Here is a 16,206-nt window from a genome sequence, read left to right on the forward strand (position 1 = left end):
GAGACAGAGTTCTGCTATGGCTGTCAACGCAAACGGCTCGACTGTAACCACTCACAGGATGGCGGCGACTCAGAGACGGAACTGACGACGTGTGAGGTCTGTGGTGTAGTCGAGCTCCCCGAACGCATCCGCGAGCACAGCTGCCGGACGTTCCTCGACGAACCCTCGCAGAAGACCACGGTTGGACGTGACTCTGTTATCGCTTCCTCGGAGGGAGATCGATGAGCAGCGGTGTCGACACCGTCGCTTCCAGCGAGGAGGCGATCGAGGCGCTCACTTCCCGGCTTGACTCTTTAGAGGAAGAACTTGAGCGTCGACCAACACGCGAAGAGGTTGGTCAGTTACGTGCAGAACTCACGGACGTCCGCGAAGAGAATGCACGACTCCGTCGACAGTTAGACAACCACCGTGACGAGCAGAGCTTTGTCGAAATCCGAGGCGAACTCACCGATGAAGGACATGCGAAAGATCCCAAGGACATCTACATCGGTGGCGTCCCAATCGGCTCAGCGTTGTCGACGACGAAATCACTAGTTCGAGACCTCAAAGAGTACGTCGAGACAGGAGAACGTACAGCCACGCGCAAAGAACTCATGCGCGATTCGTTGGTGCCGCTGCACAAACTCCATCAGGACTTCCGCGACGGCGACGCCGAATACCTCCGCGAAGAAAAGCACGCAAGCACTCGCAGGGCAGTCCGCTTATTCCGGGATGTAATCGAACGCGGACAACGCTCTGGCGACGAGTATCAGTACAGCTCAAAGCAGGCCAAACGTTGTCTCCGCAACGCAGGAGATATGACGCGGAGTGGACAGTCGACGACTGTTCGACGTGCCTTCCTCGCATTCGAGGACTTCACCCGGAAAGGGGGACGAGAGCCTCTCTTCGAGTTCCGCGGCAAGGACAAACCGAACAAGGAGAATTCCTTAGTCGCAGATGTAGGTCGACTCACAGACTACATGGACGGTCTCGAAGACGCAATGGAGGAAATCGAGACTAGAAACTTCGAGGATGAGACCGTGGGCCTGGAGACGACCATTGATAGTTACGAGCAGTCGGCAGTAGAAGACGCTCGTACGGAAGCAGATACTTTGTTCGAATCGATACAGCAAGCCACTAGACGTGACTCTGGAAACGCCTCTCACACAAACCAATCAGTGACTGACGCCGCTGTAAGCACGAGGTGAGAAACAAGCGTAAGTCAACATCCAGGGTGAGAACCCGAACCTCTCTCAGCAGATACACGTCTGATTGGGCTCAGACAAACGCAGTGTGTATACAACACTTCGCTACTGCAGAGTCTACTTTGTGAGCGGACGTGAAGCGGACGCGAATCGAGTTTACCTGAGACTTTTCGAGGGGCTTTGAGCTTACGCAACTGTCTCGGACGCGCTTACAGCGGCGTCAGGAAGCTTTCAGGCACCGTGTCGAATCACGCTTCGACCGATCGGTATTGATCTTCCCACGACCGCCGCTTGCGGATCGCTTCTTTCCCGTTCTCCGTAATTGCATAGTAGTTCGTTCGACGGTCTATCGGACCTTTCTCGACGTATGATTTGTTGACGAGGGTGTCGAGGTTCGGGTAGAGCTGTCCGTGGTTGATTTCGCCGTCGACGTACGATTCGAGTTCGTCTTTGACTTGCTGTCCCGAAGGTTGATCGAGTCCAGAAATCACGTACAGGAGATCTCGTTGGAAACCACTCAAGTTGTGCATATGACACAACCAACGAACTCGTGTATAACGTTTCACAGTGTCACTTTCACCGACAGTTTGTGAGTGGACTGTAGATTGCGAGCGTGGATACCTGAGCCACTCACCGTAGAATCGGCCGACTCGAAATTGTTAGTACACGTATTTTTGATTCCGAGCTGCATCTTTGGCCTAATCATAGCGTTTATCTGCTGCCGATTTATTCCATGATACGATGCTTACAGGGTGGCGGTACCGGGTCGTCAGCGTCGTCGGCGCTGCCAGTCTCACGGCCCTCGCGGTGTACTTCGCCAACCATCCGCTTCCGCAGTGGCTGTTTACGACGTACGTTCCGCTGTTCGACCGCCTCGACGCACACGTTCTCGAAGGGACCTCGCTCAGCCGTGCGGTCTGGACGGCGGTTCTCGCCGTGCTCGCGAGCTTAGTGCCGCTGTACAAGCCGCGCCCGCGTCGGATTCTCGACGTCGTCGCGCTCACGCAGAAACTCGTCCTCGTCGCCGGTCTCGCGCTCGCGACGTTCGGTTACTTCGAGTGGTCGCACAGACTCCCGCGCGCGACGCTCGTGATGGTCGTCGGTCTGTTGCTGGTCGCGCTGCCGGCGTGGTTCGTCTGGATTCGCCGCCGACCGCCCGCGGAGTCCGGGCGGACGATCATCGTCGGCGACGACCCGACGCTCATCGAGCGCATTGCTCAGGAGGTGTCGTTGTCCGTATTGGGCTACGTCTGCCCGACGAGCGCGCTGCCGCGCACCCGACGGCGTGCAGTCGTCGACGACGACACGGCGGCGACCGACGCGAGAGCCGACGGCGGCAACGTGCTCCCGGAACTCGCGCACCTCGGCGGGTTCTCCCGGCTGGACGACGTACTCGTCGAGCAGCACGTCGACACCGTCGTGCTGGCGTTCATGCGCCCCGACCGCGCGGAGTTCTTCGGCGCGATCGACGCGTGTCACGAACACGGTGTCGAGGTGAAGGTGCACCGCGACTACGCCGATTCGGTGTTGACCGCCGAATCGAGCGTGGGGACGCTGGTCGACGTGGACGTCGAACCGTGGGATATGCAGGATTACATGTTGAAGCGTGCGTTCGATGTGGTGTTCGCGGCGATGGGGTTGTTGGTGCTCTCGCCGCTCCTGTTGTTGGTCGCGATTGCGATCAAACTCGACAGCGACGGGCCGGTGTTGTACGAACAGGAGCGGACAGCCGTCTTCGGCGAGACGTTCAGCGTCTACAAGTTCCGGAGCATGGTGCAGGACGCCGAGGCCGAGACGGGGGCAGTGGTGAGCGAAGAAGACGCCGGTGGAGTCGACCCCCGGGTGACTCGCGTCGGGAAGGTTTTGCGGCGTACGCACATCGACGAGATTCCGCAGTTGTGGGCGATTTTGGTGGGACAGATGAGCGTCGTCGGCCCTCGTCCGGAGCGTCCTGAGTTGGACTCGGATATTCAGTCGGGTGTGGTGGACTGGCAGAAACGCTGGTTCATCAAACCAGGGCTGACCGGGCTGGCGCAGGTCAACCAGGCAACGGGCCACGAACCGGACGAGAAGATTCGCTACGACATCGAGTACGTTCGGCGGCAATCGCTTGGGTACGACGCGAAGATTGTCGTGCGGCAGCTGTGGTTGGTTCTCGAAGATATCGTGGAGTATCTTCGGTGAGGCCGAACCGAACAAACCATACTGCTCGTTCTACAAGCGCTGCGTAATGCGAATTCTCCGCGTTGCGCAGACGCTGTATCCGGAGGTGAAGGGCGGCGGCGCGTACCACGTCCACGCGATGAGTCGCGACCAGGCGGCGATGGGTCACGACGTGACGGTACTGACGCTCTCTCGCAGTGTCGACGAACCGCATCGAGAGCGACGAAATGGATACGATATCGTTCGGTATCCGGTGACGGCGAGCGCTCTTGGAAACGATATCTCGCTTGGCGTCGCGTCGTTTCTTCAGGATGCGCACTCGTTCGACGTCATTCATGCGCACTCGCATCTGTATTTCTCGACGAATCTCGCGGCGCTGAAGCGACGGTTAGGAGATATTCCGCTGGCGATTACGAATCACGGATTGTACTCGCAGAACGCACCGAAGTGGCTGTTCGACTTGTATCTGCGGAGTATTGGGCAGTGGACGTTCAATCAGGCTGATGTGGTGTTCTGTTATACCGAAACGGAGAAAAAACGAATTGGTTCTTTCGGCGTTGATACACAGATAAGCGTCATTGCAAATGGTGTAGACACTGAACGTTTCTCTCCAGAGGGGACAGAAAGTAAACTTATTGACGCAGATGGACCAGTCGTACTGTTTGTCGGACGGCTCGTTAGCGGTAAGCGACCAGTAGTTGCGGTCAAAGCATTTGCCGAAGTGTTAAAAGAGTATCCTAATGCTCAACTCTACTTTTGCGGTGAAGGACCTCTACGTGACGAAGCCAAAGCAATGACTATCAACTTAGGAATCGACACCTCTGTAACCTTTCTGAAACAAGTTCCCTACGACGAGATGCCTGCAGTGTATCGTAGCGGAGATGTCTTAGTATTGCCAAGTAGCGCCGAGGGAGTTCCACGGACGATTTTAGAGGCACTCTCGACAAATGTATCCGTTGTAAGTTCAGAGTTACCGCAAATCCGCTCAGTGTTTGGTGACATTATTAGATACGCACCAATAGATGATGTAGATAGATTTGCCACACAACTCATCGAAACACTCACACAAGAGAAAATGTCGGGAGTACATCCAGGGTTCTGTTGGAGTCAAACAGTTGCTAAAACAACTGTAGCAATAGAATCATTGGTTGAAAATGGCTAATCATCGGAGATTCATCGTCGTACCGCTCGAAGAAAGAACTCCTCGCCGCGCTCATGTATTTTCTCGTACTCTAGACCGGCAGCAGCAATATGAGTCTTGATTTCATCCACGCTCCCACCGTATTCGGACACTTTTGATGGGTGAACTTCCAGATAAAGGCATTTGACTTCTTTGAGTGTGGTTTCCATGCCTCGTAGAACTCGAAGCTCTGCCCCTTCAACGTCTATTTTCACATGATCTGGCTGTGGGACAATCCCTCGGTTGACAAGATTATCTGCATCTGTTGTTGGCACCTGGAGTCCCTCTTGACTCTCTGTTAATGAGTACTGTCCATCGCTGTCATTCTCTGAGAACAGGCCCATCTGCCCTATCGTCTCGTCAAGCGCCTCTTGGCGAATTGTTGCAGTGATATTGTTGAGTTCTATATTGTTACGGAGTCTTACTCTGTTCTTTGGCGCTGGTTCGAATGCGACAACCGAGACATCATCTTGAGCCCGTCCGGCCAGACATGTGTATGATCCCATGTTCGCGCCAACGTCCCATACAGTATCTCCAGCTGTTATTTCCTTAACAAACTGCTTCATCACGGGTATTTCTCCCGTGAACGAACGTTGGCGCTCCCAATCTGAATAATTAGATATTTTATACTTTGCGGTGATTCCCGCAATCTTGTGTGTCTGTATATCACTGACGAACAGAGTAATCACTTCTCCGTAAGCATGACGAGCAAAATCGTGAAGTCCAGTCTTAATTGCAGCACTTCTCACTGGCCCCCGGTACAAGGACTTGACTTTCTTGTGAACGGACTCTACGGGTGAATCAGTCAACATAATAGTGCTCAACCGTCCTCATTACTTAACTTTGCATATAAGTTATACAGAACACTCACTTCAGCCTTAATCCCTGAAATATAATCACTATTTGTGTAAATAGCATCAAGAAAAGAGATTGCATAGATGAGAAATATACTCCGAGCAGTTTTAAGGTGAGCTAATCTAAATGATGTGGTATCTAATAGAATGCTCTCAAATGAACTAGTGAAGGTATCTGTAGCTATCACGACGTATAACGAAGAAGATCATATCGAGGATGCTTTAGAATCCTTAATAAATCAGTCATACTCTAGTTTCGAGATTGTAGTAGTTGACGATGGATCAGAGGATAGAACAGGGGAAATATTGGCTGATTATGAGGATAGCGAGAGAATTAGAGTAATCTACTCGAACCATATTGGCCGATCCGGTGCGTTGAATACTGCTATTGACAAAGCAAGAGGCGAGTACATTGCAATCGTTGATCCAGACGATATCTCTGAGGAAAATCGCTTAGAATTACAAGCAGAGTACCTTGATCAACACCCTGATGTCGGAATTGTAGGGTCGGCGTATGTGGCACAGAATAAAATTAGGTCTGAATCCTACGTTCGAGAATATCCCACTGACGACACTGATATCCGGCATGCCATGGCGAAGTATATCCCAATTCCACATAGTTCGATGATGGCAAGAAGAACAGCGTTAGTCAGATCCGGACTATACGACGGTACGAGGCAAGCAATCGTAGATTTGGATTTGATGATACGTGTTGCCGCAAACTATAAGCTAGCGAATCTCTCTGAACCACTAATCACGCGTTCTATCCGAGAAGAGAGTAATTTCCATGCTATCTTCGAACCGAACAAACGACATCTCCAGCTATGTAGGTTACATCTCAAAGCCGTTCATGTCTTAGGATTGCCACAGCACTACTATCTCTATGCTTTAGGCCATTTACTATATTATTATCTTCCAAACTCGGTCAAAAAGCAGGTTAGACGGTCTTTTGCTGGCTTCACTGAGAGAAAGACAACGGAAGAGCAATAAGAAACCTCCACGCTCGCTTTTTCGTATTGGATATGTGTGACAGAGGATGGGCTACTGCGAAACTTGATTAAATAGCTCTCCTCGTTGAAAAAGAGAGTCAAAAATGTCTTCTCACACTTTGACTACATACAAAAATTGATATCCTTCAGCTAGAATCTCATAGTATGAGTGTAAAGAGAGTATTATTCTTTAGTACTACAATGGGCTTAGGCGGAGCAGATAAACAAGTTGGTCTGCTTGCTAAAAATTTGTCCTCACGTGAATACGATGTTCGCGTTATTTGTTTACGTCCTAGCGGTGATATGGCTGATGAATTAGAAGAAATGGGTCTTCACGTGAAGAGTCTTGATGTGAATTCTGTTGTTGAGCTTCCTACTGCGATGGTTCGACTCTGGCGGGAGATAAGGGAATTTAAACCCGATGTCGTTCACTCTCATATGTTCCACTCAATAATCCTATCGCGGATTATACGCCCTTTTGTTTCTCCAGATACGGTGATCTCGACAACACACAACATATTTGGAGCAGCGAAAAGCAAACGGACGAAACTATTTCGTTCAATAATCTACAGACTGACTGATTCTTTTTCTAATTTGCTAACAAATGTTTCTGAAAAAGGGATGGAATCATATATTAAATCAAAATCAGTTCCAAGAGATAAAACCCGAGTCGTTCACAATGGCATTGACACTCATGAGTTCCGCCATCGCCGTGCAGAAGGACATGAGCTTAGAGAAAAATATGGTCTGAGTAAACCTTTTGTTTGGATAGCTGTCGGACGATTAACCGAAGAAAAGGATTATTCCACCTTGATAACTGCCTTTGATTTTCTCTCGGACGACGTAGCACTTTGGATTGTTGGAACAGGAGATCTCAAAGACAAATTACAGGGCCTCGTTAAAGCCTACGGCTTAGATGATCAAATCCGATTTTTCGGCGCATTACAACCAGACGAAATCTGTTCCCATCTAAATGCAGCAGATGCATTCGTCTTATCATCGAAACAAGAAGGGTTTGGGATCGCCATTGTAGAAGCTATGGCTTGCCAGCTTCCGGTTGTTACAACGAAAAGCGGCGGTCCTCAAGATATTGTTACTGAAGCGTCTGGGAAAATCGTTCAGACGCAATCGCCAAAACAGTTGGCAAGAGCAATGGATGAGGTGATGAACAAAACACCTTCGAAACGGGATAAAATGGGGGTAGCTGCGAGAGAACGGGTTGTTGACGAATTTTCTATTGAGTCGATTACTAACGATTGGGTTAATGTCTATAACGAATTCGAATAAGAGACAACATTGGGGTTACACAATATTTAATGGCGGCAGGCCTTTTTGCACCACCGACGATAGGCGTGGTACGTAGCAATTATCCTCTCTGGTCCTTATTTGCTCAACTCGGTTGTCAGTCCGTTCATTGAATATTGACTAGAAGTTGTATCTCGGCACAGATTCAGAAAACAGTATGCTCATTTAAAACCGGGTGGCAGTTCCTATCTGACTTCATTTTGAGCCGCCCACGCTAAGGCGAAGTGGACCCACCAGATACGGTGGACTGGTGGCGGCTGGAAGAAGGCGATACAAAGATATGCTGCAAACACGGCGACAAAAGCGATATCATACGAATGCCAGCTTGAGGGCGAGCGATAGACCGAGATGAAGACTGTCCGTACCCAATCTCCAACAATAATGAGAAACGCTAGCACACCAAGTAACCCGATCTCAAAGAAAAAGTGAAACACAAAATTGTGAATTGTTGGTGGGATCTCTGGAGGGAGTCCGTACTGATGCATTAGCATTTGTGATGAATGGATGCCGTTCCCCAATGGAATACCGTTAATACCTCCCCGAAATGCAATTTTGTACATCTCAAGGCGGCTCCCCAGTGACCCCATTTGGTAGATAGTCGACCACTTCAAAGCAACTACCACAATTCCAACGGTTGCCAGTACGCATGACATGACGCTGAAATACCATAGATAGTTATGGCCCCGTCTTAGTGCATGCCAGCTGAGGACGAGCCAAATCCCAACGCCATATGCGAGCATCGCACTAAGTGTGATTCCACCAAATATGAAAGGCGTCGCTGAGAGAAGGTAGATAATAGAAGCGAATTTTATATTTTCATGTATGTCATCAAGTAGGAATGCGACAGCGTAGATTGCACCAACGGCGAGGAGCCATCGGAATTGAGTGTAACTTTCAAACACGCTGCTGAACTTCGGTATATCTTGGATAAATATCGAAGCAAATATAGATACAATTGCGACTATTAGTAGAGCTCCCCAGATGATTAATGCAGCGTGGTAGCGAAACTGATGCGAATCTGCAACTGTTAGAACAATTGGTATTACGACGACAAAGATGTAAAAATATTGCACGAAATCAAGTACCCCCGCCCATATACTTGGGGTGAACGTTAATGAAACTAGAGCAACCGCGAGAAAAGTAAGAGTAGCGACAGCAGAGAGTTTTGACATTGCAAACCTGAGTTTGCCAGTAACGAGGAGAATACTCCCGGCAGCCAACAAGAGCAGATCTCCAAGACCAATGTTGACTCTAGCAACCGTTGTATTCCAGAAGAGAAAGAATGGAAACGCGAGTAGTGTCACTCTTTGTGCCCAATGCTTGTAATTGAAAGAAGAGACTGAGGGAATTGGCCGAGATTGGGGTAACACACTGAGACTGGTCATGGTATAATTAAAAATCTATCCACTACGATGAGACGACCTTTGGCCTCGAAAGTTAAACGAGACGACACCGTCTGGCTAAGGCAGGTCGAGAAGCATCCTACAGGAATGCCTCTAAATGAGAGTAACACTTGTACTGCATGATGGGTTTTCGAAACTCTACTCGTCGAAGTAATTGGGTTTTTTAAATCTATTCTGATTTAGGTGGTCGTATACCGCTAGAAAAGTCGATGTGATAAGTCGAATTTCTCTACAAACTATCCATTGTAAAAATCTCACAAGTCGCGACAATACAAAAAAGGTATAAAAGAACAGGCGTCGTCCTCTTGATAAATGGTCTGAGGCAAATGTGAGTCTGTTCCGTGTACTGTGATAATAACGAAATGGATTTTTGCTTCCTGACGACGAGCCGATGCTGTGTTGGATTTGCGAGTTACTATTCACGAGAACCCTCCAGTTATTCTTTTTCGCCCGTAGGCAGATCTCCATATCTTCCATGGCGAAAAAGTATGATTCATCTAGAAGCCCACACTGATCGAAGAATTCTCTCGAAAACAGCATCATCGCTCCGCTAATATAATCTACATCATATTCTACTCCTTTAATTTCCGTTATTGACGTCGGTCTAAGCAGATTTAGCGAAAAATCCATTCCTGCCGAATGAATTTTATCAGGAAAATGAGTGTATATCACTCCGCTTACAATTGCCGCTCTGTCATTCTTCTCAGCGCTCCTTACTAGTGGTTGTAAAAAACAATCCAAAACAACTGTGTCATTGTTTAAAAGGAGAACATAATCGTAGCCTTCTCGCATCGCCTTCTCAATGCCTCGGTTGTTCCCCGCTGCAAAGCCGAGATTATCTTCATTGTACATTACCTGACACTCCTCGAAATTAGATTCTAGCCGTTCTCCAGAGTCGTCAGTGGATCCATTATCGACCACTATGACATGGTAATTGGGATAATCAATTGACTGAAGAGAATGGAGACATGCCGCAGTGTCTTCGTAGTTGTTCCAATTTAGGACGATAATTGCAACAGTGGGCCAGTCCGTAACATTATTATACAGACTAGTAGACGATTCTGTACTTACCATTCCTCTTGAGGATGGAGCAAACCAAACTTCAATATTTCTCTCCTTCCTTCTGATATAGATTCCTACAGATTCAATCCAGAATTTCTATAATTTTGATATTTATCCACGCGGATGTTCTCCAATATATAAACTAAGTCAATTATTTTGAGTAAGTATGATAGATGAGATAATGGGATAACCGAGATAAGACTCAATTTGTAATACGATTTCCATATCCTCCTCGCTGAATCCGTTAACAGTCCGGAGTCCGACAACATAGGAACAAACAACTACAGAGGGTAAAAGAACGGCAGTTTGTACCTCACCAATTTGTAGTTTAATAACGAAGAGCCCACTAACCACTGGGAGAATGGCTGCAGCCCAGACCCGAAGTAACCTCCAGTCGTAAGGACGGATGGATCGAATTCCGTAAATCTCCACGACTCCCAACAAGCCAGCCACTGCGAGTGCAGTTCCCGTCGCGATTCCTGCACCAACGATACCGAGGCGAGAGACGAGGAAGATATCTAAAATAGCATTGACACTGACTAGCATGAACGTGTTGAGTAGCGTAAGTCGAGTGTGACCAAGTCCTTCAAGCACCATTCCTTCCGGGCCGAAAGAGGCATTGAGTAGATAGCCCACAGCGAGGGCAGCGACTGCAGCTCCTGCTGTAGCATACTCCTCGGTGAACAGCAACGAGAGGTATACTTCCGGGGCCACGACTAAAGTAATGGCAGGCGGAATCGTCAGCATCGTCACCCAACGGGTTGAGAGTCGATACCTCCCTTCGAGGAGTGCATTATCGTCACGAACCTCGGCAATCATTGGCTTGAATACTGGCGTAATAGCAGTAAGAACGATGAGGAGATTCGAGGCAAGGAGATACGCGACTTGGTATCGACCGACTTCGGCGGAGTCGAGGAAGTAGCCGATGACGAAGTAGTCGATCTGCCCAACGAGCGAATAGATGACGCCTGCGAGCACTAGCGGAAGAGAATAAGACAGGAGGGCGCGGTTTGAGACTGTCTCCGAAGCAGTTTCTCGAAGCCAGTCAACTCGATAAAATAACAGTCCAAAACCACAGACGACTGCGGTGAATACTCCGAAGAGATACCCTCCCACGAGCCCCAAAACACCACCACCCACCGAAACGAGCAGCACGACACATAAAATCCGAGTAAGCGGATTCAGAAGGTCGCGGATAGTGATTCTGAATTTCATGTTTTTCACGCTATTGAACGAGGTCAACAACGACTGATACACTGTCTGAAGCGGAATCAAGAGCACGAAATATGGCAAGATCTCGGCCAGTGAGGGCTCGTTGAGGAGTGCCGCAATTTCATCTCTAAAGGCAAAAACGGCAACTGCGCCGAGAGACGACGTGGCAGTCCCAATTGAAAAGACGTTTAGCAACGTCTTTTTCGCGCGACCGTACTCTGACCGGTCCAAGAATTGAGGAACGAAGTAATCTATCGATCGATAGACGTTCAAACTGGCAAATCCTTGTGCGAACAGAACGACCGACAACCCCAACGTAAACACGCCGTACTCTGATGGGGATACTAGCCGCGTAGCAATTACGACAAACAAAAACCCCAGGAATTTACCGAGAATATTCCCGAGGAGAGTAATGCTCCCCTGAGCTGCTAGGGTGGCAATTCCACCATCACTCTGATCACTCATTGCCCTATCCGAGATACCCCATATCGCTCAGTCGCTTTTCGAGCTCTACTTCCTCCTCCGCGTTCCACTCTCGTCCCTCACTCTCCGAGCGACCGTACTTCTCGGTCTCTCTGACGGCTCTTTCGTCGAACATCTCCTCGAAGAAGAGTTCTCTCGACAGAGAACCGTCCATCACCGTCGGTATCGGACAGCCTTGAAGGTAGAGTAGAATCGGCGCGATATCGAGAACGCTCGCGTCTTCGACTCTCCCCGTCCGAAACGACGGACCGCTCGCGATCAAGATCCCATCGCTTCTGTGGTCGCCCGAGCGGTCGTGAGCGTTCTGTGCGGACGACTGCAGAAGCGACTCGGAGAACCCACCTTTAAGCGTGTGATCTGGAACGGTACGAACGATGAGGTCAGGGCCGGTTTCCGTCGCTGGCCCCTCGAACACTTCGTCGCTACGCACGACCGCTTCGACGAGCGATTCACCCGTCTCCGGATGCCTAATTGAGAGTAGTGACTCTCGTATCTCCTCGATTACTTCATCGTACTCATGCTGCGGAACTGCTCCCTCACTGAACGAACCTTCGGTGTTAACGTAGAGTGCCTGCCCCGACAGGGTGGTGAAGAAGGCCTGAGTCTCGGTCCAAACGACATCCCGATGTGGTTTGTCTTGTAGGCTTTTCCCAAAGTCAAACCACGACGATGGTACGACCGACTTCACCTTCCCGTGGAGATTCGCGCTCTTTAGCGTCTCCCACGCGGCTTTCACCGTCGCACCGAGAACATCGTCGGTTTTTGTCTTCGCAGAGGACTGCTCCCGTCGTGCGAGAAAGCCCTCCTTCTCCAACCACTCGTCGATATAGATGTCGTGTGTGAGCGGTCCAAACCCGTGGTCGGAGAGAACGACGACATCACAGTCATCGTCCACAACGTCCAACATACGCCCGATTCCGCGGTCGACCGTCTCGTAGTACTCTTCGATCGCTCCGACGAGGCTTGAGTCAGGCTCGTAACGTGGATGCGTCTCGTCGAAGTACTTCCAGAAGAAGTGCTGGACACGATCGGACCCGTCGTAGACAGTCATCGAGAGGTCGGTGTCGTACTCTTCGAGCAATTCGAGGAAGAGATCGGTCTGACGTTCGGCGACCCGGATTAGATTTCGTTTGAAGCCCTCATAATCACCCGCTCGCTGTAACGACCAGTCCTCGAAAAGTTCCTCTACAGGCCCCACTTGCTCCGTTAGCGAAGGAGGTACAGCGAAATCGTCGACCGTGTTTGCGGTCGGGAACCCAGTTACCATGAATCCGGAGACATCGTCTGGCGGATAGGTGAACGGAACTTTGAATAGCCCAGTCGTCACCCCCTCATCGTTCATTATTCGCCAAAACGGGACCGCACAGCGGTCTGATGAGTTTATCGACCGGCGGTTGTAGTTCTCATCGAAGGTTCCGAAGTCGAAGATACCGTGCTTGCCTGGATTCGTTCCAGTATGGATCGAGTTCCACGCGGGAGGGGACACAGGCGGCGTAATCGATTCGAGTGGTCCGGAGACACCCTCCTCTTTGAGCCGAGCAATGTTCGGTAACTTCCCTTCCTCGATTAGGGGGTTAACGACATCCCACTCCCCACCATCGAGACCAATAACGAGGGTATCCATGTGTTCGCGTCCTCTCTTTCGCCTCTTATGAATGCTTAGATAAACATCGAAAATCAGTAGTTCTTCGTTGAGAGTGTCGAAGTATGATTCACGGCGTCGAACTACGCGACCTCCAAGTAAACGCGGACGAGCGCGGCCACCTCGTCGAAATCTTCCGCGACGACTGGGAGATTTACGACCCCGAACCGGCGATGTCCTACTACTCCCTCTCCTATCCAGGCGTCATCCGAGCGTGGCACCGTCACACCCGCGGACAGATCGACCACTTCGTCTGCCCCCAAGGCAGAATCAAAGTCGGCATCTACGACGACCGGGAGGACTCCCCCACTCAGGGTGAACTGAACACGTTCGTCATCGGTGAGCACAACCAGCAAGTCGTCAGGATTCCGGGCGACTGCTGGCACGGCTTCAAAGTCGTCGGAAACGAGCAAGCGATGCTCGTAAACTTCCCGACCAACCGCTACGACTACGACGACCCCGACGAGGAACGACTCCCGCACGACACCGACCGAATCCCGCTCGACTGGGATTCCGACCCTCACGAATAGATGAAAGGAATCGTACTCGCCGGCGGAACGGGCTCCCGCCTCCGACCCATCACTCACACTGGCCCGAAACAGCTAGTTCCGGTAGCCAACAAGCCGGTACTCCAGTACGGAATCGAGGACCTCCGAGACGCAGGAATCACTGAAATCGGCGTTGTCCTCGGAGAGAAGGGTCGTGACGAGATTCAGGCGTTCCTCGGCGACGGGAGCGAATTCGGCGTCGACGTCACCTACATCGTGCAGGGCGAACCGCTCGGACTAGCCCACGCTGCAGGCTGCGCCCGCGAGTTCGTCGGCGACGACGACTTCGTGATGTACCTCGGCGACAACATCCTCAAGCAAGGCATCGGCGAGCTCGTCGCGCGTTACGAGTCGAACGACGCTGCGGCCGGCATCGCTCTCCAGCACGTCGACAACCCCGGACAGTTCGGCATCGCCGACGTGGACGAATCGGGAGCCGTCCGCCAACTCGTCGAGAAACCCGACGACCCGCCGAGCAACCTCGCACTCATCGGCATCTACGTCTTCTCGCCGAAGATCTTCGACGCCATCGCCGACTTAGAACCCTCCTGGCGGGGGGAACTGGAGATCACCGACGCGATCCAGGCGCTACTCGACGACGGGGAGTCGATCGATTCGCACGTAGTCGAGGGGTGGTGGAAGGACACCGGCAAACCGGAGGACATCCTCGACGCGAATCGACTGGTACTCGAAGGACAACCTGGGGCGACTGCAGGGACGATTGCGGACGGCGCGAACGTGATCGGTCACGTCGATCTCCACGAGACAGCGACGATTCGCGAGGGCGCGACCGTACGAGGCCCGGTGAGCATAGCGGCGGACACGGTGATTCGCTCCAACACCTACGTCGGCCCGTACACCTCCATCGGCCCGAACTGTATCGTCGACAGCACGCACGTCGAGAATAGCGTCGTCGTCGGCGAGAGTCGGCTGACGGCGAACGGCCGCATCGTGGATAGCCTCATCGGTCGCGGCGCGATGGTCGAAAGCGCCGACGACCTGCTTCCCGAAGGCCGGCGACTCGTTGTCGGCGAGAACTCACAGCTCAAACTCTAACATGCGTATCGAAACCACCTCGTGTCCCGACTGCGGGACGATCATCGCGGCGAACGTACTCGAATCAGAACGCACGCTGAAGTGTCCCGGACTCGGCTGCGGGCGAGTCCACCGCTTCACGGACCTCTCGGCAGACGTCCAGAGGCACTACGAGGCGAATCACGACCGGTATCAGATGGAATAGAGAGTAGCGATTGGACTAAAGAATCGCTCGGAGATCTTCTTCGAGGGTCGGTTGAGGACGGTCGAGGAGCGACTCGACTTTCTTGACATCTAGGCAGGTGTGTCGAGGACGCTCGGCGTCTCGCTCGACATCGGCCAATGCACTTTTCGATATCTTCTCCGTCGACTCGCCGACTATATCTGCCATTGTCAGTCCGATTTCGTACGGGCTGACACAGGAACTGGACGCAACATGGACGACGCCGGATGCGTCGAGGCTGAGTAGATCGAAGATGGTTTCGGCGACGTGTCCAGCACGGCTCGGAGTCACGTGCTGATCGGCAAACAGGGGAAGTGAATCGCCCGCATCCAGTTGCTCGCGGACCCAACTGGGAAAGCCTTCCAGCCTTCCGGAGTCCCCACGTTGGCCGTAGACGAACGAGAGACGCACGACGAGCGCCTCGGAGTGACTCTCTTGCACTCGCTGTTCGCCGAGACGCTTTGACCGTCCATACGCCTGAATCGGGTTCGTGCCCGACGCTTCCTCGTACGACTGCGACGCCCGTCCGTTGAAGACGTAGTCGGTCGAAACGTGAACGAAGTCCACGTCGTGATCGGCAGCGCACTCGGCGAGTCGGCCGGGCGCACGGCCGTTGACCTCGCGGGCGCGCTCGGGACGCGCTTCGCATCCGTCGACGTCGGTCATCGCCGCGCAGTTGACGACGACATCAGGTTCGTACTCTACCAGCAGACCGATGAAGTCCTCGGTGTCTGTTACATCGTACTGAACCAGTTCCGTCTCGAACTCCGGTGCTTGGCTGTGGAACGCGGCGACGACTGCTCGTCCTCTATCCATTGCCTCGGCGGTGACACTACTTCCGAGCAAGCCGCCAGCGCCCAGCACTAATACGGTCACTGTACGCTGACCGACGCCGAGCGTAAACTAAATCCCCACCGGTTGAA

At 51.7% G+C, this 16,206-nt stretch carries 15 protein-coding genes; 8 read left to right on the forward strand and 7 right to left on the reverse strand.

What is annotated here, in order from left to right; genetic code table 11:
• Window positions 1-221: 221 nt before the first annotated feature.
• On the forward strand, window positions 222-1,187 hold the full coding sequence (locus DV709_RS10955) for a hypothetical protein (RefSeq protein WP_117594477.1): 966 nt from the start codon (window positions 222-224) through the stop codon (window positions 1,185-1,187).
• A 245-nt stretch (window positions 1,188-1,432) separates the two neighbouring features.
• Here the strand turns inward: DV709_RS10955 and DV709_RS10960 are convergent, their stop codons facing one another.
• Entirely contained in the window at window positions 1,433-1,714 is a 282-nt protein-coding gene (locus tag DV709_RS10960; protein WP_117594478.1) for a PadR family transcriptional regulator, read from the reverse strand.
• Window positions 1,715-1,925: 211 nt separating this feature from the next.
• Here DV709_RS10960 and DV709_RS10965 point away from each other — a divergent pair, with 211 nt between their 5' ends.
• Both DV709_RS10965 and DV709_RS10970 read left to right on the forward strand, forming a co-directional pair.
• A complete protein-coding gene (locus DV709_RS10965; protein ID WP_117594479.1) occupies window positions 1,926-3,368 on the forward strand; it encodes a sugar transferase in 1,443 nt (480 codons plus the stop codon).
• A gap of 46 nt (window positions 3,369-3,414) precedes the next feature.
• On the forward strand, window positions 3,415-4,509 hold the full coding sequence (locus DV709_RS10970; RefSeq protein ID WP_117594480.1) for a glycosyltransferase family 4 protein: 1,095 nt from the start codon (window positions 3,415-3,417) through the stop codon (window positions 4,507-4,509).
• 11 nt (window positions 4,510-4,520) lie between these two features.
• On the opposite strand, the gene DV709_RS10975 is transcribed toward DV709_RS10970, so the two are convergent.
• Window positions 4,521-5,339, reverse strand: coding sequence for an FkbM family methyltransferase (locus DV709_RS10975; RefSeq protein WP_117594481.1), 819 nt, complete (start codon window positions 5,337-5,339; stop codon window positions 4,521-4,523).
• A 174-nt stretch (window positions 5,340-5,513) separates the two neighbouring features.
• On the opposite strand from DV709_RS10975, the gene DV709_RS10980 reads away from it, so the two are divergent.
• Both DV709_RS10980 and DV709_RS10985 read left to right on the forward strand, forming a co-directional pair.
• Window positions 5,514-6,371 carry a glycosyltransferase family 2 protein gene (locus DV709_RS10980; RefSeq protein ID WP_157972718.1) on the forward strand — a complete coding sequence of 286 codons (858 nt, stop codon included), beginning with the start codon at window positions 5,514-5,516 and terminating at the stop codon, window positions 6,369-6,371.
• A 164-nt stretch (window positions 6,372-6,535) separates the two neighbouring features.
• Window positions 6,536-7,657 (forward strand): glycosyltransferase, encoded by a 1,122-nt coding sequence (locus tag DV709_RS10985; RefSeq protein ID WP_117594483.1) that lies wholly within the window; start codon window positions 6,536-6,538, stop codon window positions 7,655-7,657.
• 203 nt (window positions 7,658-7,860) lie between these two features.
• On the opposite strand, the gene DV709_RS17760 is transcribed toward DV709_RS10985, so the two are convergent.
• The 4 genes from DV709_RS17760 to DV709_RS11000 form a co-directional block, all read right to left on the reverse strand.
• Window positions 7,861-8,979 carry a hypothetical protein gene (locus tag DV709_RS17760; protein ID WP_157972719.1) on the reverse strand — a complete coding sequence of 373 codons (1,119 nt, stop codon included), beginning with the start codon at window positions 8,977-8,979 and terminating at the stop codon, window positions 7,861-7,863.
• Between the two features lie 237 nt (window positions 8,980-9,216).
• Window positions 9,217-10,152, reverse strand: coding sequence for a glycosyltransferase family 2 protein (locus DV709_RS10990; RefSeq protein ID WP_117594484.1), 936 nt, complete (start codon window positions 10,150-10,152; stop codon window positions 9,217-9,219).
• 135 nt (window positions 10,153-10,287) lie between these two features.
• Window positions 10,288-11,817, reverse strand: a complete 1,530-nt coding sequence (locus DV709_RS10995) for an oligosaccharide flippase family protein (RefSeq protein ID WP_117594485.1) — start codon at window positions 11,815-11,817, stop codon at window positions 10,288-10,290.
• Window positions 11,818-11,821: 4 nt separating this feature from the next.
• Window positions 11,822-13,459 carry an alkaline phosphatase family protein gene (locus tag DV709_RS11000; RefSeq protein ID WP_117594486.1) on the reverse strand — a complete coding sequence of 546 codons (1,638 nt, stop codon included), beginning with the start codon at window positions 13,457-13,459 and terminating at the stop codon, window positions 11,822-11,824.
• A gap of 83 nt (window positions 13,460-13,542) precedes the next feature.
• Here DV709_RS11000 and DV709_RS11005 point away from each other — a divergent pair, with 83 nt between their 5' ends.
• From DV709_RS11005 to DV709_RS11015, 3 genes are read left to right on the forward strand one after another with little or no spacing between them, the layout of a single operon-like run.
• Window positions 13,543-14,007 carry a dTDP-4-dehydrorhamnose 3,5-epimerase family protein gene (locus DV709_RS11005; RefSeq protein ID WP_117594487.1) on the forward strand — a complete coding sequence of 155 codons (465 nt, stop codon included), beginning with the start codon at window positions 13,543-13,545 and terminating at the stop codon, window positions 14,005-14,007.
• Window positions 14,008-15,081 (forward strand): glucose-1-phosphate thymidylyltransferase, encoded by a 1,074-nt coding sequence (locus DV709_RS11010; RefSeq protein ID WP_117594488.1) that lies wholly within the window; start codon window positions 14,008-14,010, stop codon window positions 15,079-15,081. It abuts the gene before it with no gap.
• A gap of 1 nt (window position 15,082) precedes the next feature.
• Window positions 15,083-15,265, forward strand: coding sequence for a hypothetical protein (locus tag DV709_RS11015; RefSeq protein WP_117594489.1), 183 nt, complete (start codon window positions 15,083-15,085; stop codon window positions 15,263-15,265).
• A 15-nt stretch (window positions 15,266-15,280) separates the two neighbouring features.
• Here the strand turns inward: DV709_RS11015 and rfbD are convergent, their stop codons facing one another.
• Complete coding sequence (rfbD, locus tag DV709_RS11020; RefSeq protein ID WP_117594490.1) at window positions 15,281-16,159, reverse strand: dTDP-4-dehydrorhamnose reductase; 879 nt, start codon at window positions 16,157-16,159, stop codon at window positions 15,281-15,283.
• Between the last annotated feature and the right edge of the window lie 47 nt (window positions 16,160-16,206).

It is taken from the genome of Haloprofundus halophilus (assembly GCF_003439925.1).
In the GTDB taxonomy this organism is placed as follows: domain Archaea; phylum Halobacteriota; class Halobacteria; order Halobacteriales; family Haloferacaceae; genus Haloprofundus; species Haloprofundus halophilus.